This is a genomic window from Neisseria leonii, assembly GCF_028776105.2.
GTDB classification, from domain to species: domain Bacteria; phylum Pseudomonadota; class Gammaproteobacteria; order Burkholderiales; family Neisseriaceae; genus Neisseria; species Neisseria leonii.
On record NZ_CP145606.1, the window covers coordinates 2058329 to 2081083 of the forward strand.

Annotated in this window: 23 protein-coding genes and 5 pseudogenes; 7 read left to right on the plus strand and 21 right to left on the minus strand. The window is 49.0% G+C overall.

Going from position 1 to position 22755, the window contains the following annotated elements:
• Nucleotide 1: 1 nt before the first annotated feature.
• Nucleotides 2-670 (minus strand): NAD(P)H-dependent oxidoreductase, encoded by a 669-nt coding sequence (locus ORY85_RS09865; RefSeq protein WP_274570887.1) that lies wholly within the window; start codon nucleotides 668-670, stop codon nucleotides 2-4.
• A 200-nt stretch (nucleotides 671-870) separates the two neighbouring features.
• On the opposite strand from ORY85_RS09865, the gene argS reads away from it, so the two are divergent.
• Entirely contained in the window at nucleotides 871-2586 is a 1716-nt protein-coding gene (gene argS / locus ORY85_RS09870; protein WP_274570886.1) for an arginine--tRNA ligase, read from the plus strand.
• A gap of 75 nt (nucleotides 2587-2661) precedes the next feature.
• Here the strand turns inward: argS and ORY85_RS09875 are convergent, their stop codons facing one another.
• From ORY85_RS09875 to rhuM (ORY85_RS09895), 5 genes and pseudogenes are all read right to left on the minus strand, one after another.
• Nucleotides 2662-3120: a hypothetical protein gene (locus tag ORY85_RS09875; protein WP_274570885.1), complete on the minus strand. Its 459-nt coding sequence runs from the start codon at nucleotides 3118-3120 to the stop codon at nucleotides 2662-2664.
• Between the two features lie 143 nt (nucleotides 3121-3263).
• Nucleotides 3264-3878 carry a uracil-DNA glycosylase family protein gene (locus tag ORY85_RS09880; RefSeq protein WP_405030329.1) on the minus strand — a complete coding sequence of 205 codons (615 nt, stop codon included), beginning with the start codon at nucleotides 3876-3878 and terminating at the stop codon, nucleotides 3264-3266.
• A 16-nt stretch (nucleotides 3879-3894) separates the two neighbouring features.
• Nucleotides 3895-4171, minus strand: a pseudogene (gene rhuM, locus ORY85_RS09885) (RhuM family protein); the annotation flags it as partial.
• Nucleotides 4172-4323: 152 nt separating this feature from the next.
• Nucleotides 4324-4503, minus strand: coding sequence for a RhuM family protein (gene rhuM / locus ORY85_RS09890; protein ID WP_274570882.1), 180 nt, complete (start codon nucleotides 4501-4503; stop codon nucleotides 4324-4326).
• Nucleotides 4504-4582: 79 nt separating this feature from the next.
• A pseudogene (rhuM, locus tag ORY85_RS09895) lies at nucleotides 4583-4828 on the minus strand (RhuM family protein); the annotation flags it as partial.
• 299 nt (nucleotides 4829-5127) lie between these two features.
• On the opposite strand from rhuM (ORY85_RS09895), the gene ORY85_RS09900 reads away from it, so the two are divergent.
• Both ORY85_RS09900 and ORY85_RS09905 read left to right on the plus strand, forming a co-directional pair.
• Entirely contained in the window at nucleotides 5128-6999 is a 1872-nt protein-coding gene (locus ORY85_RS09900) for a site-specific DNA-methyltransferase (RefSeq protein ID WP_274570881.1), read from the plus strand.
• 1 nt (nucleotide 7000) lies between these two features.
• Complete coding sequence (locus tag ORY85_RS09905) at nucleotides 7001-9907, plus strand: type III restriction-modification system endonuclease (RefSeq protein WP_274570880.1); 2907 nt, start codon at nucleotides 7001-7003, stop codon at nucleotides 9905-9907.
• Nucleotides 9908-10189: 282 nt separating this feature from the next.
• Here the strand turns inward: ORY85_RS09905 and ORY85_RS09910 are convergent.
• The 5 genes and pseudogenes from ORY85_RS09910 to ORY85_RS09930 form a co-directional block, all read right to left on the minus strand.
• Nucleotides 10190-10963: pseudogene (locus tag ORY85_RS09910) on the minus strand (TniQ family protein).
• 14 nt (nucleotides 10964-10977) lie between these two features.
• A complete protein-coding gene (locus ORY85_RS09915; protein WP_274570878.1) occupies nucleotides 10978-11388 on the minus strand; it encodes a TniB family NTP-binding protein in 411 nt (136 codons plus the stop codon).
• A complete protein-coding gene (locus tag ORY85_RS09920; RefSeq protein ID WP_274570877.1) occupies nucleotides 11385-11693 on the minus strand; it encodes a hypothetical protein in 309 nt (102 codons plus the stop codon). The genes ORY85_RS09915 and ORY85_RS09920 overlap by 4 nt, the downstream gene beginning before the upstream one ends.
• A 72-nt stretch (nucleotides 11694-11765) precedes the next feature.
• Nucleotides 11766-11882: a Mu transposase C-terminal domain-containing protein gene (locus ORY85_RS09925; protein ID WP_274570876.1), complete on the minus strand. Its 117-nt coding sequence runs from the start codon at nucleotides 11880-11882 to the stop codon at nucleotides 11766-11768.
• A 21-nt stretch (nucleotides 11883-11903) separates the two neighbouring features.
• Nucleotides 11904-12173, minus strand: a pseudogene (locus ORY85_RS09930) (transposase); the annotation flags it as partial.
• Nucleotides 12174-12222: 49 nt separating this feature from the next.
• On the opposite strand from ORY85_RS09930, the pseudogene ORY85_RS09935 reads away from it, so the two are divergent.
• Nucleotides 12223-12333: pseudogene (locus ORY85_RS09935) on the plus strand (transposase); the annotation flags it as partial.
• A 24-nt stretch (nucleotides 12334-12357) separates the two neighbouring features.
• On the opposite strand, the gene ORY85_RS09940 reads toward ORY85_RS09935, so the two are convergent.
• The 9 genes from ORY85_RS09940 to ORY85_RS09980 form a co-directional block, all read right to left on the minus strand.
• A complete protein-coding gene (locus ORY85_RS09940; protein WP_274570875.1) occupies nucleotides 12358-12636 on the minus strand; it encodes a hypothetical protein in 279 nt (92 codons plus the stop codon).
• A 63-nt stretch (nucleotides 12637-12699) separates the two neighbouring features.
• On the minus strand, nucleotides 12700-13293 hold the full coding sequence (locus ORY85_RS09945; protein ID WP_274570874.1) for a hypothetical protein: 594 nt from the start codon (nucleotides 13291-13293) through the stop codon (nucleotides 12700-12702).
• Nucleotides 13294-13350: 57 nt separating this feature from the next.
• The gene (locus tag ORY85_RS09950; protein WP_274570873.1) at nucleotides 13351-13656 is read right to left on the minus strand and encodes a hypothetical protein; all 306 of its coding nucleotides are present in this window, start codon (nucleotides 13654-13656) and stop codon (nucleotides 13351-13353) included.
• 38 nt (nucleotides 13657-13694) lie between these two features.
• Entirely contained in the window at nucleotides 13695-15983 is a 2289-nt protein-coding gene (locus ORY85_RS09955; RefSeq protein ID WP_274570872.1) for a Tex family protein, read from the minus strand.
• A 329-nt stretch (nucleotides 15984-16312) separates the two neighbouring features.
• The gene (locus ORY85_RS09960) at nucleotides 16313-17086 is read right to left on the minus strand and encodes a TatD family hydrolase (RefSeq protein ID WP_274570871.1); all 774 of its coding nucleotides are present in this window, start codon (nucleotides 17084-17086) and stop codon (nucleotides 16313-16315) included.
• On the minus strand, nucleotides 17077-18060 hold the full coding sequence (gene holB / locus ORY85_RS09965; RefSeq protein ID WP_274570870.1) for a DNA polymerase III subunit delta': 984 nt from the start codon (nucleotides 18058-18060) through the stop codon (nucleotides 17077-17079). Before holB ends, ORY85_RS09960 begins: the two co-directional genes overlap by 10 nt.
• Nucleotides 18061-18207: 147 nt before the next feature.
• Nucleotides 18208-18534, minus strand: coding sequence for a rhodanese-like domain-containing protein (locus tag ORY85_RS09970; protein ID WP_274570869.1), 327 nt, complete (start codon nucleotides 18532-18534; stop codon nucleotides 18208-18210).
• 7 nt (nucleotides 18535-18541) lie between these two features.
• Entirely contained in the window at nucleotides 18542-19198 is a 657-nt protein-coding gene (locus tag ORY85_RS09975; RefSeq protein WP_274570868.1) for a protein-L-isoaspartate O-methyltransferase, read from the minus strand.
• 61 nt (nucleotides 19199-19259) lie between these two features.
• Nucleotides 19260-19745 carry a GAF domain-containing protein gene (locus tag ORY85_RS09980; protein ID WP_274570867.1) on the minus strand — a complete coding sequence of 162 codons (486 nt, stop codon included), beginning with the start codon at nucleotides 19743-19745 and terminating at the stop codon, nucleotides 19260-19262.
• Nucleotides 19746-20024: 279 nt separating this feature from the next.
• Here ORY85_RS09980 and ORY85_RS09985 point away from each other — a divergent pair, with 279 nt between their 5' ends.
• Both ORY85_RS09985 and ORY85_RS09990 read left to right on the plus strand, forming a co-directional pair.
• Nucleotides 20025-20507, plus strand: coding sequence for a disulfide bond formation protein B (locus ORY85_RS09985; RefSeq protein WP_274570866.1), 483 nt, complete (start codon nucleotides 20025-20027; stop codon nucleotides 20505-20507).
• Between the two features lie 625 nt (nucleotides 20508-21132).
• Nucleotides 21133-21420, plus strand: coding sequence for a helix-hairpin-helix domain-containing protein (locus ORY85_RS09990; RefSeq protein ID WP_274570865.1), 288 nt, complete (start codon nucleotides 21133-21135; stop codon nucleotides 21418-21420).
• An 87-nt stretch (nucleotides 21421-21507) separates the two neighbouring features.
• Here the strand turns inward: ORY85_RS09990 and ORY85_RS09995 are convergent, their stop codons facing one another.
• On the minus strand, nucleotides 21508-21792 hold the full coding sequence (locus ORY85_RS09995; protein WP_274570864.1) for a DNA-binding transcriptional regulator: 285 nt from the start codon (nucleotides 21790-21792) through the stop codon (nucleotides 21508-21510).
• Nucleotides 21793-22066: 274 nt separating this feature from the next.
• Here ORY85_RS09995 and ORY85_RS10000 point away from each other — a divergent pair, with 274 nt between their 5' ends.
• On the plus strand, nucleotides 22067-22585 hold the full coding sequence (locus tag ORY85_RS10000) for a pilin (RefSeq protein WP_274570863.1): 519 nt from the start codon (nucleotides 22067-22069) through the stop codon (nucleotides 22583-22585).
• Nucleotides 22586-22755 lie beyond the last annotated feature (170 nt).

The following is a 22755-nucleotide window of genomic DNA, read 5'->3' on the forward strand; positions in this document are numbered from 1 at the left end:
TTTAGTGTACCCAGCGGATAACGGTTTGTGTGTCTTGGCGGGTTTTCGGGCGGATTTCTTCGGCGCGGTAGCCGAAAGCGGCCATTACGCAGACGGAAAATTCCTGCGGGTCGAACAGGCCTTCCGCCGCCAGCAGGCGGTTGAGTTCGGCGGCATCAAAGCCTTCAATCGGCGTGGAATCGATGTCGAGCATGGCGGCGGCGGTCAGCATATTGGCCAGCGCGATGTAGCACTGGCGCGCCGTCCAGTCGTCGAATGCGCGTCCGCTTTCGTTCAGGCGGAAATCTTTGGCGATAAAGTCGGCGAAAAAGCCGGTGTAGCGGTCGACTACTTCCGGCGGCCGCTGCTGGATTTCGCGCATCGAATGTTCGAAATATTCGCCGCCCGCGTTCATGGTGCTGCCCTTGCGGTTCAGAATCACCACAAAATGGCTGCAATCGGCGGCCTTGCCTTTCGCCCCCCACGCATTGTCGTGAATCAGGTTGCGGATTTTCGGGTTCTGAACCACCAGAAACCGCCACGGCTCAAAGCCGAAAGAGCTGGGCGACAGACGGCCGGTTTCGAGAATCACGGCAAAATCGTCATCGCTGATTTTCTTGGCGGGGTCGTACTGCTTGCAGGCATAACGGCGGCGGTGGGCGGCAAGTATGGTTTGCGGGTCGATGCGCATGGCGGCTCCTGTACAGTCGGTTACGAAGGTATTCAGTATGCGGCGGACAGGCGGGAAAAACAAGGGTGTACGGTGGCGCGGGGGCGGTAAAAGCGGTAAAATCAAGCGGAAAATTTTTCGGATTCCCGGCGGAAGAAGCAGCAGCTTTTTCCGCTCAACGTTTTTTCAGACGGCCTTTGAGGCCGCTGTCGGATATCACTATGAAACTACATCAAACCCTTTCCCGAGACATCGAAGCCGCATTTGAAGCGGCAGGCATTGCGGGCAGCCCGATTGTCTTGCAGCCGGCGAAAAATGCCGATTTCGGCGATTTCCAAATCAACGGCGTGATGGGGGCGGCGAAAAAAAACGGCCGCAACCCGCGCGAACTGGCGCAGCAGGTCGCCGATGCCTTGGCGGCGGGCAGCCTGATTGAAACGGCCGAAGTGGCCGGCCCGGGCTTTATCAACCTGCGCCTGTCGGGTGCATTTTTGGCGGCGGAAACGGAAAAGGCGCGCCAAGACCGTTTCGGTATCGCGCCCGCTGCCGAACCGCAGCGCGTGGTGATCGACTACTCCTCGCCCAATCTGGCCAAAGAAATGCACGTCGGCCACCTGCGTTCCAGCATCATCGGCGACAGCATCGCCCGCATCCTCGGTTTTCTGGGGCATGAAGTCATCCGCCAAAACCATGTCGGCGACTGGGGAACGCAGTTCGGTATGCTGGTGGCCTATATGGTGGAACAGCAGAAAGATAATGCCGCTTTCGAGCTGGCCGATTTGGAGCAGTTTTACCGTGCGGCCAAAGTGCGTTTCGACGAAGATGCCGCTTTTGCCGATACCGCGCGCGATTATGTGGTGAAACTGCAAGGCGGCGATGAAGCCGTATCGGCATTGTGGCGGCAGTTTGTCGCCATTTCGCTCGGCCACGCGCAGCAGGTTTACGACACGCTCGGCCTGCTGCTCACGCCTGACGATGTGGCGGGCGAATCGGTGTACAACAGCGATTTGCAGGCGGTGGTCGATGATTTGGCCGCCAAAGGGCTGGCGGTGGAAGACGACGGCGCGAAAGTGGTGTTTCTCGACGAATTTAAAAATCAGGACGGCGAACCGGCGGCCTTTATCGTACAGAAAAAGGGCGGCGGCTTTCTTTATGCCTCAACCGATTTGGCCTGTATGCGCTACCGTGTCGGCCGTCTGAAAGCAGACCGCCTGCTGTATGTGGTCGATACGCGCCAGAAACTGCATTTCGAGCAGCTTTTTACCGCCTCGCGAAAAGCGGGCTACCTGCCTGAAGCGGTGTCGGCCGAGTTTATCGGCTTCGGCACCATGATGGGCAAAGACGGCAAGCCGTTCAAAACCCGTTCGGGCGATACGGTCAAACTGGCCGACCTGCTGGATGAAGCGGTAGAGCGTGCGACCGCATTGGTCAAAGAAAAAAATCCCGATCTGTCCGAAACCCAGGCGGCCGCCATCGGCCGCACAGTGGGCATCGGCGCGGTGAAATATGCCGATTTGAGCAAAAACCGCACCAGCGATTATGTGTTCGACTGGGACAATATGCTCTCGTTCGACGGCAATACCGCGCCTTATCTGCAATATGCCTACACGCGCGTGCAAAGCGTGTTGCGCCGTGCGGGAGAATGGAACCGCACCGCCGCCGTTGCCCTGAACGAACCTTTGGAAAAACAGCTGGCCTTGGAGCTGCTGAAATTTGAAGATGTGCTGAACAGCGCGGCGCAAACGTCTTATCCGCATTATCTGGCGGCTTATCTGTATCAGGTGGCGACGCTGTTTTCCCGTTTCTACGAAGCCTGCCCGATACTCAAAGCCGAAGGTGCGGTACGCGACAGCCGTTTAGGCTTGGCCGAGCTGACCGGCCGCACCCTGCAAACTGGCTTGGAACTGCTGGGGATTCAAACGCTGGACGTGATGTAGCGGGCAGTTTGGCCGTACGGGTCGGATTGCAGACTGCTCACACAGTAAAAGCGGGAGCGGTTGTCTGTATACAGTCTAATTAAAAAAGCCTGATCTGGCAGGTGGGTTATCATCAAGTGTCTGCATATATTGCCTGATCTTCTCATGCAGCTCTTGCCTGCCCTGATCGGTGCCCTTACGGCGGTTATCCTGTATGATTTGCCATGCTTGCTTTTCTGATTTTGGTTGCCCATAGTGGTCAGCGGCAAGTAAAACACTATCAACCGAATAAGTATCGATATTCGGTTGGCAAATCTCAATCACGTGTTCGCTTTTTTCTTGTTTGCTCATTTTGGGATACATGGCACCCAGCCGATACCAGCTGTTGTCAATGCAGTACAAAAGCAATACACCCGACCGATCGGCATTTTCGCTAAGCGTCGTGCCTGTCATAATCTTTTGCCCAAAGCGGTTGTTACTTGCCAAATCATCATTAGTGTCAGCACAGGCAAATGTAGCCAGTAACGCCAACAGACAACCAAGCTGTTTTTTCATCACAATCTCTCAAAATTAAAGCCAACTGCATGATGATGCAATAATGCCCTCAGCTATGTGGGTCGGATACCCGTATCCGACATCAAAAAATTGAGCGAAGCCCAAGCAGAAGAGCCGTTTACGGCCGTACCAAGCGGCAAACCTTACCCCGTCAGCCCGATTTCACGGAAAAATGCCGCATACGCCGCCGCTTTCTTTTCCAAAGCCAGCGGGTATGCCCGCGAAGAAGAGGGCAGGCGGAAAAGCCGCAACGCGCGGCCGTGGAACACCGTTTCCGCATATGTGCCGATGGCCGGTTTGGCCGTTTCAGACGGCATCAGCGACAACAGTGTATCCGTTGCCAATTCACCGGTGGTTACCATGGTTCTGCACAATGGAATTTTTTCCAGCAGCGCGGCCAAATCCACCGGCTCGACAATCTGCAAAAATTTATCCGACGCATTGCCCTGCAAACGCCGCACCTGATGCGCCGTATCGCTCAAAGCAATCCCTTTTTCCGCTAAAAATGCACGGATTGCCGCCTCTTTAAACCGCTTGTTTTTCCCGTCTGCTTCCACAAAATAATCCGCATCATCAAAAAACACCAAACCGAAAATCCGCCACATATCATTTTGGAAATTCGGATAATAGAAATCCATCTTCCACCGCGCACGCGGCGGCGGAAACGAACCGAGCATCAGCAGCTTGGCGTGTTCGGGCAGGAACGGGGGTAGGGGGTGGGTTTCGATAATAGGCGTATCCAATGTTTTTCCAAACAATCAAATGTTCATATTTTCAGACGGCCTTACCGCCCGATTTTTCATAACCCGGCAATTGGGCAATATCATGCTCACCCTGCTGTTCTTTCACGGCACGCAAGGCCGTCTGAAAAGGCCCGTATTCCGCCAACGCCTTCTCCTCTGCCTGCTTTTTGCGGATTTTTCCTGCATCTTGCAGCTTGCAGCACTTCGCAGTCGTTAAACTGCAAAAATTGGTCTAATTTTTCCACCCAATCGCGCAAAAATACCTGCTTTTTACGCGCCGCTTGGTCTTCGGCAAAATCCAGCCACATTTAGGGCTTGCTGATGACTTGTTTCACGGTTGCTTTTTCGCCAAATTTGCCAACTTCTGCGTTAAAAATGTGCGTCAGATATTCAACCCGACTTACATTTTCGCCTTGAATTTGACAAATTTCGCCTGAAAAATCATTCCGTGCCCAAATCATCAGCAAGCCCTTACAATGAGGTTCAATTCCTTGATTTCCTGCTCATTCAGGTAACTTTTTGCCACTTTCACATCTTTTTGATAAACACGCTGCGGCGTGGCGGTATGGGTTAAGCCCATTTGCGGCAAATCGGCGTTGGCACGTTCGTAAATCAACTCCGCCGCCGTTTTGCCGCTCACCGCAAAATGTTGTTGTTCTGCATTTGCAAAAAAACAGATTGGTTTCTTTGATACTGGGCTGATAATCCGCCGCCGGCGCAAAAATATCCTGAACACGCAAATACATACGCCGCTCACTGGCACGAATATCGCGTATGCGTTCCAACAGCTCATCAAAATAATCAGGCGCGGCCACCGTGCCGACAGGCGGATTTTTCAGGTGTTCATCGTCAATCGTAAAATTGAATGGAAAGGCAAGATTTTTTGGCTGGTGGAAATTGAAGCACGTTTGGGCGAATCGTTCACAACTGCGCTCATTTATTTCAATTATCAAACAATGCCCCATGAAGATACGCTGATAGAAATTTTGTATGAAGTAACGAAAAAGCAAGGTATTTGGGATAAAATAAAGCCTTCAAGCCGGAATATTGCTACTTTAAAGCATACCCATAAAGATATTGCGGGTTTTGCACAGAAAATTTATAGCAAAATTAGCAGAAATGATTGATACTATTTTAATTTATATTATTTTAAAGGATAAAATTATGGCAACGCACGCACGCACGCACGCACGCACGCACGCACGCACGCACGCAATTATACACCAAAATCCAATAACTTTTATAGAAAACAAGGGGTAATGGCATGAGCGGCATTACCCGAGAAATCCTGTTTCCATCAAACGCGCAGCCTGAAAATTCGCAACTGGCTATCTTAAAACAGCATTTTCCCAACTGCTTTGATAAAAACGGCGCATTTTTGCCCGACAAAATGGCGGAAGAATTGCATTCAAGCGGCATTGCCACGCAAAAAGAAGGTTACAGCTTAAACTGGCTGGGCAAATCTTACGCCAAAGTGCTGAAAGACGCGCAGCCTGAAACCCTGCTCGCCGAAAATATCGCACACAACCAGCAGCCTGAAAACCAAAATAGCCAAAATCTGCTTATCAAAGGAGATAATTTAGAAGTTCTTAAACACCTAAAAAATGCCTATAAAAATCAAATCAAAATGATTTATATTGACCCACCGTACAATACAGGGTCGGACGGTTTTGTCTATCAAGATGACCGCAAATTCACGCCCGAACAGCTCGCCGAATTGGGTGGCATGGATTTGGACGAAGCCAAACGCGTATTAGAATTTACCGCCAAAAAATCCAATTCGCACAGCGCGTGGCTGACTTTTATGTATCCGCGATTGTATGTGGCGCGTGAATTATTGCACGATGACGGCGTGATTTTTATCAGTATTGATGACAATGAACAGGCACAATTAAAGATTTTGTGTGATGAAATTTTTGGGGAAGAGAATTTTGTTGCACAGTTTTTATGGAAAAAGAAATCTACCACCTCAAATGTAACAGGTGCAGAAGTTAGCTCTCAAACTGATTATCAACTTTGCTATAAAAAATCCAATATTGCAAAAATAAAACAAAGAATTAAATTATCAGAAACAAGAAATTATCCTAATCAAGATGAATTAGGAAATTATAGAACAACAGTTATTGAGAAAAAAGATACTGGAAGTTATAAAAGAGAAACGATGAAATTTGAAATTCTTGGTATCAAGCCAAGAGAAGGAAAACGTTGGCAAATTGGAAAAGATAAAGCCGAGATATTAGAGAAAAAAGGGCGTTTTATTTTTGATGGTGAAAAAATAATTTTAAAAATATACGATTTTGAAGATGAAAATACTTATTCAGCACAACCAAATCTGTTGGATTTTGTTGGAACAACTGATAGTGCGTCAAGTCTTGTAAATGAAACTTTATTGGGTGTTTCAGAATGTTTTAGTAATCCAAAACCGATTGAATTGCTAAAATTTTTTATTGAAAATTCATCAAATCCAAACGATTTAATCCTAGACTTTTTCGCAGGAAGCGGCACAACCGCCCACGCCGTTATGCAGCTCAATGCCGATGATGGCGGCAATCGCCAATTTATTTGCGTGCAATTACCTGAATTGACTGACAAAAATTCCGAAGCCCACAAAGCAGGTTACCACACCATTTTTGACATCACCCACGCGCGAATTCAAAAAGCCGCCGCCAAAATCCGCACCGAACACCCTGATTATTCAGGCGATTTGGGTTTCAAAATTTTTGAAACCGTCCCCAATTTTCAGGCTGCCCGCGATGAGGATTTTGACCCCACGCAACCCAATTTGCCCGATACCGTCAATGCGATGTTGAGCGATGAACAATTACACACGCTTTTGACCACTTGGCGCGTGTATGACGGCAGCGCACTGCCTGAAAAAGTCCAAACCATTGATTTGGCCGGCTATACGGCTTATTACTGCCGTCATCATCTGTATTTGCTGGCAAGCGGTTTCCATTCCGAATGTGTGAAAGCCTTGATTGAAAAATTGGACAATGATGCCGATTTTGTGCCTGAACGCATTGTATTATTTGGTGCAAATATGGATAGTGCCATACAAAAAGAATTGGCACAGGCGGTAAAAACCTATACCAATAAAAAAGGGCTGAATAATTTAAGCGTGCTTGCGAGATATTAAAATGGCTGGGTTTACTTACGAGAAAAATTTACCGCATCAAGAGCGGGCGGTTAAATCGGTGCTCGGCGTGTTTGACCGTGTGCAGCTAGAGCAGGGCAGCCGTGATGAAAATCCTGAAATTGTGTTTTTGGGCAACCAAAAAACCGATAATCTGCACAAAATCCAGCAAATTAACGGCGTGGCAGACATACCGCTGTCAGATAGCAATGTGCTGGATATTGCGATGGAGACAGGCACAGGTAAAACCTATACCTACACCAAAACCATGTTTGAACTAAACCGCATTTTGGGCGTGTTTAAGTTTATTGTGATTGTGCCGACTTTATCCATTAAAGCAGGGACGAAAAACTTTTTGCAAAGCAGCTCACTTGCCGAGCATTTTCGTAAGGATTTTGCCGGGCTGTATGGCGAAAAACAAATCCAGCTGTATGTGGTAGAAAGCCAAAAATCCTCATCAAAAAAATCGAAAAAAGTATCTATGCCGTCTGAAATTGTGCGTTTTGCAGAAACCGACGACACGCAGAAAATCCATGTTTTGCTGATTAATATGGGTATGGTTAATTCGCCTACTATGGCGGGTAAAGACAAAAATAATGATGGTAGTCATTTGATTAAAGACCAATACCATGTACCGTTTGAAGCATTAGCGGCGGTAAAGCCGTTTTTGATTATGGATGAGCCGCATAAATTCCCCAAAGAAAAAAAGACTTGGGAAAATTTGTTAAAATTCAATGCTCAATTTGTTCTGCGTTATGGGGCGACTTTCAATGAACAGTTTGAGAATTTGCTTTACCGCCTGACTGCCGTTGATGCCTTTAATGATGATTTGGTTAAGGGCATTCGTGCCTTTACCGAACAGATTGACGGCGACAATGGCGAGCGGATCAGGCTGATTGATTTGGATGGCAAAGAAGCGGCATTTGCTTTAAACAACCAAGCATTCAAGCTGGGAAAAGGCGATAATTTAAGCCGCGTTCATCAAGCGATTGATGATTTGTTTGTGGCAGATATGAATAAAACCACACTGGTGTTAAGTAATGGCATTGAGCTGAAAAAAGGCGACATCATCAATCCGTATTCATACAGTGATACTGTGCGAGACAAAATGATGCGGAAAGCTGTAAGACAGCATTTTGAGTTAGAAAAACAATTGCTCACACGCAATGGTGGGAGGATTAAGCCGCTGACTTTATTTTTTATTGACGATATTCAAGGCTATCGTAATGAGAAAAGCCAACTTTCAGGCAACTTAAAAACAGTGTTTGAGCGGATGGTCAAAGCAGAATTGCAACGCCGTCTGAAAAGTGAAAATGATGAATTTTTGCGTGCATATTGGCAAACGGGGTTAAACGATATCAGCCAAACGCACGGCGGTTATTTTTCACAAGACAACAGCGACAAAGACGACAAAATCGAGCAGGAAGTGAATGAAATTCTGCACGATAAAGAGAAATTATTGTCGCTGGATAATCCGCGCCGTTTTGTATTTTCCAAATGGACGTTGCGTGAAGGTTGGGATAATCCCAATGTGTTTCAGATTTGCAAATTACGCTCCAGTGGCAGCGAAACCAGTAAATTGCAGGAAGTCGGACGCGGTTTGCGTTTGCCTGTAAATGAATACATGGCACGGGTAAAAGACCATGCGTTTTTCCTAAATTATTTTGTGGACAGCAGTGAAACGGATTTTGTCAAAAAATTGACCGATGAAGTGAATAGTGCGGTGGTGAAACCGATTGAATTTACGGCTTTAACCGATGAATTGATTGAAAAAATTCAGGCTGCTTATCCCGATGAAAGCAAAAAGAGCATACGCAATAAATTGGCGGATTTCACCGATGACGATGATGTTTTTGTGGAAAATGGTTTTACAAAAACCAAAAAATTGTTCCCCAAAGCGTTTGAAATTTCAGGCCGTCTGAAAATCGGCAAAATCATGCACTCGGGCGATAAAGCGACCAAAGTCAAAATGCGTGTGGGAAAATATGATGAACTCAAAGCCCTGTGGGAAGCGATTAACCAAAAAGCCTTGTTGCAGTACAAAATTGAAGATGAAGCAGCATTTTTAAAATTGTTCACACAATATTTGCGCGACAATGCTCACAAATTCATGAAAACGGGCATACGCACCGTGCAACAAGAAATCCAAGTCAGCAACGGATTATTAACAGCAGTAAACAGCGAGAGTGTGTATGATGACATATTTGAACCCATTAATACACTGAATTACCGTGATTTTTTATTAAAATTGTCGAAAACGGCTTTGATTCAAATGCAAACCTTACATCAAGCATTTTTTGCCGTGCGTGATGTGTTGGATATTTCAAAATACCTGAATGAACAGACGATTAAAGCAGTTCAGGTAGGATTTGACCGTTGGTTATTGCTCCATTCCTTTAATGCGTTTGAAGTGGGTTACAGTCGTGTGGGTGGTAGCATACACCCAACTAAATTCACGGACAATCAAGGCGAAGCACTAGAAGAAGTGAATGCGGCGGATTTGGGGACACAGTTTAATACTAGCGAACCATTGGAGACGTTTTTATTTGAAAGTGTATTTTTTGATAGCGAACTGGAAAAAGAAAATATCACAGGCACGAGGGTGGAAGAAGTCATTGTTTTTACAAAAATTCCTAAAAACTCCATCAAAATCCCTGTGGCTGGCGGCGGTACTTATTCGCCTGATTTTGCTTATATCGTCAAAACCGATCAAGGCGAAACGCTGAATTTGATTTTGGAAAGCAAAAATGTGGAGGATTCAGAGTCTTTGCGAAAAGAAGAAGCAAAGAAAATTGCCCATGCTGAAAAATTGTTTGCCGACATTGCACAAGGAACAAATGTAATGTTCCAAACGCAGTTTAATGGACAAAAAGTAGTAGATTTATTAAGTAATATGCTTTTAAAAGTATAAATCTTTATATACATTCCGATTCATCTGCGACACCATTTGCCGAAAATCATCGGGATAATTCCGAAAATCTTTCAGTAAATGATGATACCGTACAGCCTTATCCTGCCATGCACGGATTAGGTTGTACGGATAATTTTGCAATAGCCACAGACACGCATAAATCGTACTGTGTTTTTCAGGCAGCCTGCAACTTTCCCAAATGGCTCGTTGGCTACGGTCTAGGTGGATTGGGGTTTGTTGTATTTGCTGACACAAATATCCGTACAAATTGGGTGCAAGTCGTTATGATGTGCTAATCACAAGTAAATGATGTAATACTTCGAGTTGTTTGCATTCTTCTGCGTTCCATATTGCGTGTTTATCGTTCAATTTAACCAATAAATCATGCCATTGTGTTTGAATGGCATGATGATACAACGTAACAGGAATACGCGGACTTTGGCTTAAATCATATTGGCAATACCAGCAATATTTTAATTCTGCAAATTGAAATTGCTGTGGTTTGCTCAGTTCCTGTCGATGAAATGCAATATAGGTTTCACATTGCGGACAGCAGTCATGTTGCAATAATTGATGATAGGGGCAAAATGTCTGCAATGCCACGCGCCACGATTTGCGAAAATATGGTTCTTTGTCTTCTACCAAGCATTGTGGGCAAAAAGTAATGGCATAGCTAGAACGCTTGCGATGATTGGCTTTCAGGCTGCTTATCCAAAATTATAGCCATAAAAATTTATTTATATCAAATAGTTGTTCTTTAAAACTATCCAATGTTGTTTGATGAGTTTCGGAAATTGAGCAAGCTGTTTTTTCAGCCAGCGTGCCTATCAACCAATCAGGTGTATGGCGGTCTATGTCTCTATTCCAAATTTCAAATTTTGGAAACAATAAATGAAAAAATGTTTGTACTTTCAAACTATTAGCATGATCTAAACGAATTAACCACGATGAAAACAGTTCATTGGGATAGGGTTTGGGGTGGATTGGTAAAATCATAAGTTTATCCAATTGACGTTTTCGTTCACTTGGTGCAATCCAATTGCTTGTTTGCAGCATTTTCAAAATGCGTTTCAGTAAATGCAAAATTTGGGCAAGTTTTTTATCGGCGTGGTCGTGTGCTTTATAAGTGCATACAATAAATCCAAAATCGTATTATAAAAACGGTTTTCATCAGGTATAGGTGAGGCTTGAATCAAGACAAGAGGCGCAACAATATGATTTCCATTCGGATTATCGTGTGCAGGGTGTTTGCTTAAAAAGCGTGATACCAGCATAGTTTTACCGTTATTCGTATCGCCTACCAACAGCATATTTGGCATTCGGTGCTGTGACGGATAAACCAACAAATCTTCTAATTTCGCCAAAATCTGTTCGGCTTGCGGATAGCCTATCCAACGTGGAGAGCGTATGTATTCAATTCGTTGTTCATCGCTGTAATTGAATTGTTCTACCGCTTTGGGCGACAGATGGGGGTAAGTCATGATAAATCGTCCAAATCATTTTCTTGGTTTTCAGGCAGCATGGCAGCCTGAAAATGTACGACTGGCATAGGCAAAGGTTTTCGCGTGCTAGAATCTAATTGACGGCGTTGTTCAGCGCGGCCAACTGCTTTGGTTTTGTGTTTGGCTCGTTGTTCTACATCACGCATTCGGGTGTAGGCAGAGAAAATCATATTTTCATCAATATTTTGTTTTTGTTCGTTTTTCAGTTGGCGTTGAATGTCTCGCCATTCCCAAATGCTGATGACTGGGCGTGAACTATCACGATAGGGAATAGGAAAATACATCAATAAATCAGGGCCATAAAACCAAATTACACTTAAATCGTGTGGATCAATACGAAATATAAATTTTCGTGCTTATTTGGGATTATTGGGTTCAGTTGCGGCAATCCAATTTCTTAAGACATCATGCCAATAGGTAATTTTATTGATAACCACACCATATTGCTGCACGGTTCGCATTTCAAACGGCATAAAATTTGGGGCTGACGTAGATTAGCCCTGAATACCACGCCAAATTCGCAGAGTTTTTAGCTGCTCTTTTGGCGTACCAAAGTTAAAACGAAATTCGCATTCTTTCAAGAACAATGGAAAAGATTTACGGTCAATTCCGTTGTATTTGCGAAGAACACGCTTTGCCTGATTCCAGAAGTTCTCAATCCCATTGATATGGTTTTGACGTTCCGCAAAATGCGTACTGTGATTGATACGATGATGAGTAAATTCACTCACATCAAGCACATCGTAGCTTTTGTAGCAATCAGTTTGACGTCCTTCCCTCCCTGAAGGGAGGGAAGGACGTCAAACTTGGTCTATGGAAAAAGAAACTGATTTAAGACGCGGTAGACACGTTGTTTTTAATCTTCATGTTCATTTGGTATTTATTACGAAATATCGCCGAAAATTATTTACGAAAGAGATAATACATTGAACAACAGAAAACACATGATTAGCTGAATATTAACGGTTGTAGGACTGCTGGCGCAATCCACGCCTTATATCTCCGACCTGAAGAACGGGGCTTTACGGCGTAAAACTGGTAAACGTGGCGCACGATTTCGGCGAGAAATGTGCCTGTGCCTGTGGTGGGGTCTAAAATTTGGACGCAGTGGATTTCTTTATCCACTTTAATCATTTTCCGACCTGTTTTTGTGGTTTTGCCACCACCTGCTGTTTCAATGCTAATGGTGGTTTTGCTGCTGTCGCGCAAGTCTTGTTTGATGCTCAAATGGGTTTTGAGGGCTTGGTCTATGGCTTTGACAATAAATTGTACGGCGGGTTGTGGTGTGTACTATATGCCGTTTTTTTCACGGATTTTGGGGTCGTATTTTTCCAAAAAAGTTTCGTAGAAATGGATAAATGGGTCGTCTGTGAGTTTGTTTTTGCCAAAATCTTTCAGAATTTTTGGTACGTCTGTCACACGGAAAATATCCGCGAGCGCGTCCACAATCCACACAATGCGTGTATCCAAATTTTCTTCGCCTAATTTTTGGAATAATGCGCGTAGAAAAGGATTGCTTTTGGGCAACAGTCGGGCTGCTTCGTGGCGGCTGAATGTTTCGGGTGTGTCATCGTGCAAACGTGCGGCAAACATACCGTAAGCCAATGCTTGTGCATATAAATCAGCAAATTTCTTTTCGGTTAAATCGTGCAATAAATGTTCGCGGAAGCCTTCCAAATAGCTTTCTAATTCGCTGGTTTCATCGCTTTTGGCGTCTTGTTCCAATGCTTTTTCAATCACATCTGCTATCATGCGGGCTTTGTTTGCCATCATTTCTGCCAAAACCGATGGCGAATTGATTTTTTGCCCTTGATGTTGCACAAATGTTTGAATAAGTTGGGTAAATTTTTCAAATTCTTCGTGATAAATTTCCATTTGCCCCATAAAGAGCTTTGCCAAACGAATATGGGCAATGCGTTAGCCGTCCCGATAAAATTCAAATTACAGATAATCGGTAATAATCAGATTATTCAAAGCATTTTTGTAACGTACAAACTGCTCTTGCAAGGTTTTGTGGTGTAAATCTACATTGATGTCTTTGGCTTCAATATAGCCAATCGGTAAATCATTGCGGGTGAGAATGTAATCTGGTACGCCGCAAGCAATGCGTTTAGGTTCATTCGTTACTTGAATTTCAGGCGTAAATTGGGCTATCAATTTTTGCAAAGCTGGACGATAGCTGTGCTCAGTGGCTTTGCCTGAGTCGAATAACTCATAGCATTCTTTTAAATAAGTTTTAATAGGCATATTTCTTCTTTCATATTTAGATAGATTGTTCAGACGGCCTATTTCTTCAACTTCGCAAATGCATCAGCCATCGCAGTATTGCCTACTGCTTTTTCATACGGATTACGCGGATTGTTGTTTGAACGGGTTTTGCTGTTACTCAATTGGTTTTCAGACGGCCTGCCGCTGCGTTTGTCGGCTGAGCCGCTTTCATCGTCCAAGCGCATGGTCAGGGCGATGCGTTTGCGTTTTTCGTCCACTTCCAGCACTTTCACTTTCACCACATCACCTGCTTTCACCACGTCGCGCGGGTCGCTGACGAATTTGTCGGCGAGGGCGGAGATGTGGACGAGGCCGTCCTGATGCACGCCGATGTCGACGAAGGCACCGAAGTTGGCGACATTGGAAACGACGCCTTCCAATATCATGCCGACTTGCAAATCACTGATTTCGTTGATGCCTTCGGCAAAGGAGGCCGTCTGAAATTCGCCGCGCGGGTCGCGGCCGGGTTTTTCCAGTTCGGCGAGGATGTCGAGCACAGTGGGTAAACCGAATTGTTCGGTGGTGTAGGCGGCGGGTTTGATTTGGCGGATTTTGTCGCGGTTGCCGATGAGTTCGGCCGCGCTGATGCCTTGGTCGGCCAGCATTTTGGCGACCACGGGGTAGGCTTCGGGGTGGACGGCGGACGCGTCCAGCGGCTCTTTGCCGCCTCTGATGCGCAGGAAACCGGCTGCCTGTTCGAAGGTTTTTTCACCCAGGCGCGGCACTTTGAGCAGGGTTTTGCGGCTGTCGAATGCGCCGTGTTCATCGCGGTAGGCGACAATGTTTTGCGCCAAGGTGCTGTTTAATCCCGAAATTCTTGCCAAAAGTGGGGCTGAGGCGGTGTTCACGTCCACGCCGACGGCGTTCACGCAGTCTTCGACTACGGCATCGAGCGATTTGGCGAGCCGGCTTTGGTTGACGTCGTGCTGGTATTGGCCGACGCCGATGGATTTGGGGTCGATTTTGACCAGTTCGGCCAGCGGGTCTTGCAGGCGGCGGGCGATGGAAACCGCGCCGCGCAGGGCAACATCCAATTCGGGAAATTCGCGGGCGGCCAGTTCGGACGCGGAATAAACCGATGCGCCCGCTTCGGAAATCACGATTTTTTGCAGCTGCATTTCAGGCAGCTTTTTGACCAGTTCGCCCGCGATTTTGTCGGTTTCGCGGCTGGCGGTGCCGTTGCCGATGGCAATCAGTTTCACGCCGTGTTTTTTGATGAGTGCGGCAAGTGTTGCCAACATATTGTTTTCTTGGTGCAGATAGACGATGGCGGTGTCCAAGAGTTTGCCGGTGTCGTCCACCACGGCGCATTTCACGCCGTTGCGGTAGCCGGGGTCGAGGCCGAGCGTGGGCAGGCGGCCGGCGGGCGCGGCCAAGAGCAGGTCTTTGAGGTTGCGGGCGAACACGGTAATCGCGTCGTTATCGGCGAGCTCTTTCAGACGGCCCAAGGCGTCGAGTTCCAGCGACAGGAAGATTTTCGCCCGCCAAGTCAGGCGCACGGTGTCGCGCAGCCATTTACAGCAGTCTGAAAGTTTGAAATGGGCGGCGATGATTTTTTCGTAGTCGGACTGTTCGGTTATCGGCGTTTCGTCGGGCTGATATTTGAGTGCTGCCTGAAGAATACCTTCGTTGCGGCCGCGCAAAACGGCCAGCGCACGGTGGCCGGGCATGGTGCAGACGGCTTCGCGGTGGTCGAAATAATCGGCGAATTTTTCGCCTTCATTTTCTTTTCCTTCAATCACTTGTGCGTGGATTTCGGCCTCGTGCCACAGTTTTTCGCGCAGGCGGCCGATAAGTCCGGCATCTTCGGCAAACTGTTCCATCAAAATCGCGCGTGCGCCGTCCAAAGCGGCTTTGGTGTCGGCAATGTCGCCTTTGACAAACGGCAGGGCGGCGGCTTCCACGTCTTGCGGCTGTTCGGCCAACAGCAAATCCGCCAGCGGCTGCAAGCCCTGCTCGCGCGCAGTTTGCGCTTTGGTGCGGCGTTTGGGTTTGTAGGGCAGGTAGAGGTCTTCCAGCACGGTTTTGTTGTCGGTTTGTTCGATGGCGGCTTGCAGCTCGGGCGTGAGTTTGCCTTGTTCTTCAATGCTTTTTAAGACGGTTTCTTTACGCGCTTCGAGTTCGCGCAGATATTGCAGACGCTCGGCCAGCGTGCGCAGCTGCGTGTCGTCCAAGCCGCCGGTGGCTTCTTTGCGGTAGCGGGCGATAAACGGCACGGTCGCGCCTTCGTCCAGCAGGGAAACGGCGGCGGTGATTTGGGCGGCGGTAGCGGAAAGTTCGGAAGCGAGAGTTTGGGTGATGTGCATAAGGGCTTTCAGGGAAAGGATCAAAGGCCGTCTGAAACCGGCGTTGTCTGTTTTGCTCAGCCAATCTGCTTGGGCGGGTTTTGTGGAAACGTGTTTTTTGCGTTGTCGCCCGGCAGAAATCTGTGTTGCTCGCTTGGATTTTACCAAACGTTTCGTTTCGCCAAACCCGCTTTGCCGGTTTTTGTTTGCAAACCCGCCGGAAAAGGCGTTTTGGCTTCGCATAAACCCGCTGCGCTAGGTTTTAGCTTCGCAGAAATAGTGCTGCACACTATTTTAGTTGCGCAGAAACGGTGCTGAGCACCGTTTTCAGACGGCCTGTCGGTTGGGGTTCAGGCTGACGGCGGTACTTTGTCGAACAGCCGGTAGAAGTTGGCGGTGGTGGTAGCGGCAATGTTTTCCAGGCTGTCACCGCGCAGTTTGGCGATAAATTCGGCGGTGTGGTACACATAGGCCGGCTCGTTGCTTTTGCCGCGTTTGGGAACGGGGGCGAGAAAAGGCGCATCGGTTTCCACCAGCAGGCGGTCCGCAGGGACATAGCGTGCCGCCTCCTGAATCAGCGGCGCGTTTTTGAAGGTTACGATGCCGGAAAATGAAATGTAAAAACCTAAGTCGAGTGCCATTTTGGCGACACGCACATCTTCGGTGAAACAGTGGATGACGCCGCTGTAAGCGTTTTCGCTTTTGAGCATGGCCATGGTGTCGTCGGCTGCTTCGCGGGTGTGGACAATCAGTGGCAGGCGGCTGAGGCGGCCGGCTTCGATGTGGGTGGCGAAGCGGCGGTGCTGCCAGCCCAAATCGCCTTTGCACCAGTAATAATCCAGCCCGGTTTCGCCGATGGCGACAACTTTTTCGTGTCGGGCGTGCGAGAGCAGTTCTTCCAAGCTGAATTCGGGGGTATCGGGGTCGTCGGGGTGGATGCCGACGCTGGCGTAGATTTCGCGGTGGGCTTGGGCAATCGCCAGCACTTCGTCGAAACTCCGGCGGCTGACGCTGACGGCCAAGGCCTGCCGGACGTGGTTGGCGGCCATATTGGCCAAAACTTCGGGCAGGCGGTCGGCCAGTCCTTGAAAATTCAAATGGCAGTGTGAGTCGATTAATTGCATGATGATTTGTTTTGCCAGAAAGAAAGGTATTCGGTCAGCAGGTATTCCAACTGCATTTTCGCGCTCAGTGTGTGGCGGCCGTAGGGGTGCAGCAGGTTGATGCGGCGGTTGAGGTCGAACAGGGCGGCGGCAGCGGTGCGGCGGCCGACACCGGCCAGGGCGGTTTGGTGGTGCGGATAGTACAGCGGGGGCAGTTGCTGTTGTGCCAATCCGACATCGACCAGCCATTTTTGCAGCCAGTCGAGAAACAGGGCCAGCGGCCATTTTTTTTTGTCGAAATCGGCGGCAAAGTCCAAGATGCCGAGTAGGCGCGGCGCGGTGAGCAGTTCGGCCAGCCGTTCGCGCAGTGCGTCTTGCTCGGGTTGGGCTTCAAACAGGGGCGCGCCGCTGTGAAAGGCCAGCAGTGCTTCGGCGTTCTGTATGCCGTTTTCGGCCAGATAGGCGGCGGCTTCGGTATAACCGGGTGCGGGCAGCAGGTTTTCGCGGCAGCGGCTTTTGATGGTGGGCAGCAGTTTGTCGCGCGCGTGGCTGACGAGAATAAAATGTACGCCGGCAGGCGGTTCTTCCAATACTTTGAGCAGGGCGTTGGCCGCCTGAATGTTCATGCTTTCGGCCGGTTCGACCAAAACCACGCGCCGTCCGCCGCGCACGGCAGTCAGCTGGATTTTTTCGATGACGGCGCGCACTTCGCTGATTTTAATCTGCAAAAGTTTGCGTGTTTCGCTTTCGCCCTCGGGCATCTCGGGCGTGAGCAGGTAGAAATCGGGGTGGCCGTTTTGCTGATAGAGGTGGCATGACGGGCAGATGCCGCAGGCTTCGCGGCCGCCGTTTTCGCACAGCAGGGTTTGTGCCAGATGCTGTGCGAATGCCGCTTTGCCGATGCCGGCTTTGCCGGAAAGCAGCAGGGCGTGGGGCAGGCGGCCGAGGTCGGCGGACAGGTCGTGCCAGGCGGATTGGTGCCAAGGATAAATCATGGGAAACGGCAGAAAAAAGAAAGGGCTTATTATAGCCCATTTACAGTAAAAGGCCGTCTGAAAACGGTGTGCAGCAAAGATGTCGGATACAAGTATCCGACCTACAACAGTGGGGCAGTTTCAGACGGCCTTTTTTAGGGAACGGCATCAATAGCGCACCATGGCGGTATCGACGGTTTGCGCCCAAGCGTCGATGCCGCCTTTGAGGTTGTACAGATGCTCGAATCCGGCATCGGCCAGATAGGCCGCGCTGTGCAGGCTGCGGATGCCGTGGTGGCAGTACACGACAATCGGCCGGCCGTCGGGCAGTTCGTTATGGCGCAGGGGCAGCAGGTGCATGGGGATATGTACCGCACCGGGCAGGGCGCAGACGGCCACTTCGTCGTCTGAGCGCACATCGAGCAGCAGCAGATCAGGCGTGTCGGCCAGCATCTGCTGCAACTGTTCGGGAGTGATTTGGGGAATGGTGTGCATGGTGCGGTCAGAATGTAAAACGGGTCGCGGCGGTATCGGCGGGGCTGTTCAGATAAGAAACGAAGGTGTCGAACAGGACTTTTTCTTCAAATACGCTGCCGTTGCGCGTGATCAGCAGGGCGCGCTGTACCGGTGCATTGCCGACAATCACGGCCAGACGGCCGCCATCGCGCAATTGCTGTTTGAGGGTTTCGGGCACGCTTTTGAGTGCGCCGCCGACATAGACGGCATCGTAGGGTGCGGCAGCGGTGGGAGTGCTTAAGCCGTCGCCGTGTTCAAAGCGGATATTGGGCAAGCCCAGACGGTCTAAAACGGCTTGCGCGCGCGCCGATTGTTCGCGGTCGGTATCCATGGTAACGACTTGGGCGGCCAGTTTGGCCAAAACGGCAGTCGCATAGCCGGAACCGGTGCCGATTTCCAATACGGTTTCAGCGGGTTTGAGTGCCAACCCCTGAATCAGTCGCGCCACGATTTTCGGTTCCAACATGGATGCGCCATTGGGCAGCGGCAGGGCGGTATCGGCATAGGCATAAGGCTTTTGTGCCTCGCCGACAAAATGCTCGCGCGGGATTTCGGCCAGTGCGTCGAGCAGGTCGAAGTCCAGTACGTCCCACGGACGGATTTGCTGCTCTACCATATTGAAACGTGCTTGTTCGAAATCCATTGCCGGGCTCCGTGTCGGTATGAAAAATAATGTCGGCGATTATAAAGGCTGCGGCAGTTTTTTAACAGTTGTGCAGACGGCTAATCAGTGCGGCGGCCTGTTCGAGACCGGCGGCATCGTGTTCGTCAAAAACGGCGGTTTGTTCGGCATCGGCATCCAAAACGGCAAACACATGGCCGTAACGGTCGAAAATCGGTACGACGATTTCCGACTGTGAAAGCGGAGAACAGGCGATGTGGCCGGGGTGGACGCGGACATCGGCGACCACCAGCGTGGTTTTCTGCTGCCATGCCTGACCGCACACGCCGCGCCCGTAGGCGATGCGGGTGCAGGCGGGCGGGCCTTGGAAGGGGCCGAGTACGAGTTCGTTCTCTTCCACCAGATAAAAACCCACCCACAGCCAGCCGAATGTCTGTTTGAGAACGGCGGCGGTGTTGGCCAGATTGGCGGTCAGATTGGGTTCGCCGTCCAGCAGGGCGGCCAGCTGCGGCAGCAGTTCGGCGTATTGTTGTGTTTTGCCGGTGGCGGAAATGTGAAGTTCGTGCATGGATTGTGTGGGGTGAAATCGGGAAACGCGGTATTGTAGCGCAAATCGGGTATAATTTAGGCGTTTTGGCCATCTGTTTTGCCGGGAAAACGGAGTAGGGTTGGCGTGGTGCGGTTTTAGTGTATGTATTTGGACCGGACGGAAACCGCGTTGCTTACTTTGGGTCTGCACCTGCTTTGGTGCGGGTTGGTATGGCCGTTTGAAACCGCTTCGCTTGTTTTAGCTGCGCAGAAATGGTGTTGCACACTATTTTCAGACGGCCTTGTTAAGGAGAAATCAATGGATTATCGTCGTGCCGTATGGACGGCATTTGTTTTGGGCGCGTTGTGTACGGCCGGTTCGTTTTTTGCCCAATATGTGCTGCTGCTCAATCCTTGCCCGCTGTGTATTTTGCAGCGGTTGGCGGTAATGGCGGTGATGCTGGTGTCGGGTGTGTGTCTGCTGTTGCCCTTGATGCGGCGCGGGGCGCAGCGGTCGGCGGCTGTTTTGATCAGCATACCCGCAGTATGGGGAGTCGGGGTGGCGGTCTATCAGCTTTGGCTGCAGAGCCTGCCCGATATGGAACGGCCGTCCTGCGGTGCGCCGTGGACATTCCGTCTGCGCGACTGGCCGTTGTTTGATGTGTGGGAACCGGTGGTACGCGGCATGGGGGATTGTGCATCGCGTACGGCGGTGCTGGGCGTGCCGCTGCCGGTGTGGACGCTGTTGTTTGCGGCGGCGGTGCTGGCAGTGGTGTGGGGCGGTTTGCTGTGCCGCCGTTGAATCGAAATGAGTGCTGCACCAACCGGGGTGGCATCAGAAGCAGACATAGTCGGGTTCCTTTGAATTTAACGGATGGTAAACAAAGGAACTCGAACCGGGCTGATGCAAGTGATGATGACTGTGACTCAAATAAACCGTGAAATTTTGTTAAGCTCCTTCGAGCCTGTAATATTAAGGCCGTCTGAAAATAGTGTGCAGCACTATTTCTGCGCAGCTAAAACGGGCAAAGCGGGTTTTTGTAAAGCTAAAACGTATGCTTAAAAAACCGGAACGGTTTAGGGAGCAGTAATTTGAGGCCTGAATCCCGTGTTGCCGGATTCGGTTTGAAGCCGGCTCGGCCTGTCCCTGTGATTATGCTGAATGAAGGTATGGAAGCTGCCTGCCTGTTGTGCGAAGGCGGCATACTGCCTGTATTCTCTGCGTTCTCAGTTCTCAAAAATCCCTAAGTTTTTGTCTTTATTTGTATATTATGCGCTTTCTGTTTTTAAGTGGATGGAAGGTGTCATGTTGGTTGTACGTTCTAAAAAAGCAATATCGTAAATAAATGTAAATAATGCTTGTGGCATATTTCATCTGAAGTTAATATCGGTTTTCATTTATGTCAAATGAATAAATGGAGGCAATCATGATCAAATTTTTGTTGGCATTGGTAGCGGCTTTAAGTATGGGCTGGGCCGTAGCCGCCGTGAATATCAACACGGCAAGTGCAGAAGAGCTGAAAGCCCTGCCGGGTATCGGTGCAGCCAAGGCGCAAGCTATAGTGGATTACCGAAAAGAAAACGGACAGTTCAAGACGGTTGACGACTTGAAGAAAGTGAAAGGGATTGGCGATGCTGTATTGGCGAAACTGAAAGATCAGGCTACGGTCGGTAATGCCGCGCCACCGAAAAAAGCAGTACCGGCCAAAAAATAAAGCCAGCCGCTTGGCGGGTTGGCATCTCGAATCATGCGGTACCGTTTCAAGCGGCTGTCTTATATTAAAAATATTACTATTTTGATTTCAAGAAGCACTGCATGCTTCTGCCAATTCGGAATAAATGTCCGGATGCTGTTTTTTCAGTGCGGCGGCGACAGCCATATCGGTGCTATTGACTTTGGCGAGATCCAAATGTTCGATATGCACTAAACGCAGCAGTTCGCGTACGGGTTTAGGCATATTGCGGCCGGATTCGTAGCGGGAGCCGCCGGACTGGGTAACGCCTAACAGGCTCCAGAATTCTTGCTGGTTCATGCCCAGATTTTTTCGGATTTCGCGGATGTTTTCGATTTCGGCAAAGGATTTCATGGTACTGCTGGCCTTTTGTTTCGTTTGAAAAAAGCTTCCAGGTTGGATAAATACCGTTCCCGGTGAATTTATTTACATGCTAATGATAGCATTTTTTATATGACAAAAAATGCTTACGGCTACACAGATACCGAAGTTTACTCTTCAGAGGGGGAGGAGAAAAGGCGGCTTGCGGTAATTTGTGAAATAAAATTATAAGTATTATTAATTTGGTGCGTTGTAAAATATCTTGGCAGTCCGTCTGTTACAGGCGGATATGGCAAAGGAGAGCGGCATGGTATTGATGCAAAAGGGTTTTACATTGATTGAGTTAATGATCGTGATCATTATCATCGGTGTGTTGATCGGTGTCGGTTTGCCGATGTATCAGGGTTATGTTGCGGAGTCGCAGATGACGCGGGTTGCGGCAGAGCTGTCGAGTCGGAAGCCGATTATTGAGGCGGCTTTGTTGAAAGGGCGGACACTGACTTTGGGCAGCAGGGCGCCGACCGGAGACAATTCGGAGGCACTCGGCTTTTATGACGAGGAGTTGGCGGCAGGCGGTCAGCCGACTACGCAGCCGGTATCCGAGCTTTTATCTGCTGTGGCATTGACGGGATTTGCCTCAGGTAGTGATACAAATGAATTGACGGCTACGTTGGGACGCAGTGCCAGTTCCGATTTGGGTAATACAACGATTACGCTGTCGCGTACAGGTACGGGTATTTGGCGTTGCCTTATCGCCAATACGGGGAGTGCTTGGAAAGACAGCTATGCACCTGCAAATTGCGAAGTGGCGGCAGATGGTTCCTAACGGGTAGGAACGGATCGTACGGTGTAATCATGAAAAGATATGCCGAACCAGCTTGGTGCAGGTTCGGTTTTTTTGATGTTTGGATACGGGATAGTAGTGCAGTGCCTTGCAGCTTGAAGGTTGAAAGATTGAGAGAAGTTACGGATTTGTTGGTTTGGTGTAGTAATTTG

Excerpts from the sequence above, each read along its gene's own strand:
- ORY85_RS09865 (WP_274570887.1), bottom strand. The coding sequence starts at position 670 with ATGCGCATCGACCCGCAAACCATACTTGCCGCCCACCGCCGCCGTTAT.
- argS (WP_274570886.1), top strand. The coding sequence starts at position 871 with ATGAAACTACATCAAACCCTTTCCCGAGACATCGAAGCCGCATTTGAA.
- ORY85_RS09875 (WP_274570885.1), bottom strand. The coding sequence starts at position 3,120 with ATGAAAAAACAGCTTGGTTGTCTGTTGGCGTTACTGGCTACATTTGCC.
- ORY85_RS09900 (WP_274570881.1), top strand. The coding sequence starts at position 5,128 with ATGAGCGGCATTACCCGAGAAATCCTGTTTCCATCAAACGCGCAGCCT.
- ORY85_RS09905 (WP_274570880.1), top strand. The coding sequence starts at position 7,001 with ATGGCTGGGTTTACTTACGAGAAAAATTTACCGCATCAAGAGCGGGCG.
- ORY85_RS09915 (WP_274570878.1), bottom strand. The coding sequence starts at position 11,388 with ATGACTTACCCCCATCTGTCGCCCAAAGCGGTAGAACAATTCAATTAC.
- ORY85_RS09920 (WP_274570877.1), bottom strand. The coding sequence starts at position 11,693 with ATGTATTTTCCTATTCCCTATCGTGATAGTTCACGCCCAGTCATCAGC.
- ORY85_RS09925 (WP_274570876.1), bottom strand. The coding sequence starts at position 11,882 with ATGCCGTTTGAAATGCGAACCGTGCAGCAATATGGTGTGGTTATCAAT.
- ORY85_RS09945 (WP_274570874.1), bottom strand. The coding sequence starts at position 13,293 with ATGGGGCAAATGGAAATTTATCACGAAGAATTTGAAAAATTTACCCAA.
- ORY85_RS09950 (WP_274570873.1), bottom strand. The coding sequence starts at position 13,656 with ATGCCTATTAAAACTTATTTAAAAGAATGCTATGAGTTATTCGACTCA.
- ORY85_RS09955 (WP_274570872.1), bottom strand. The coding sequence starts at position 15,983 with ATGCACATCACCCAAACTCTCGCTTCCGAACTTTCCGCTACCGCCGCC.
- ORY85_RS09960 (WP_274570871.1), bottom strand. The coding sequence starts at position 17,086 with ATGCAATTAATCGACTCACACTGCCATTTGAATTTTCAAGGACTGGCC.
- holB (WP_274570870.1), bottom strand. The coding sequence starts at position 18,060 with ATGATTTATCCTTGGCACCAATCCGCCTGGCACGACCTGTCCGCCGAC.
- ORY85_RS09970 (WP_274570869.1), bottom strand. The coding sequence starts at position 18,534 with ATGCACACCATTCCCCAAATCACTCCCGAACAGTTGCAGCAGATGCTG.
- ORY85_RS09975 (WP_274570868.1), bottom strand. The coding sequence starts at position 19,198 with ATGGATTTCGAACAAGCACGTTTCAATATGGTAGAGCAGCAAATCCGT.
- ORY85_RS09980 (WP_274570867.1), bottom strand. The coding sequence starts at position 19,745 with ATGCACGAACTTCACATTTCCGCCACCGGCAAAACACAACAATACGCC.
- ORY85_RS09985 (WP_274570866.1), top strand. The coding sequence starts at position 20,025 with ATGGATTATCGTCGTGCCGTATGGACGGCATTTGTTTTGGGCGCGTTG.
- ORY85_RS09990 (WP_274570865.1), top strand. The coding sequence starts at position 21,133 with ATGATCAAATTTTTGTTGGCATTGGTAGCGGCTTTAAGTATGGGCTGG.
- ORY85_RS09995 (WP_274570864.1), bottom strand. The coding sequence starts at position 21,792 with ATGAAATCCTTTGCCGAAATCGAAAACATCCGCGAAATCCGAAAAAAT.
- ORY85_RS10000 (WP_274570863.1), top strand. The coding sequence starts at position 22,067 with ATGGTATTGATGCAAAAGGGTTTTACATTGATTGAGTTAATGATCGTG.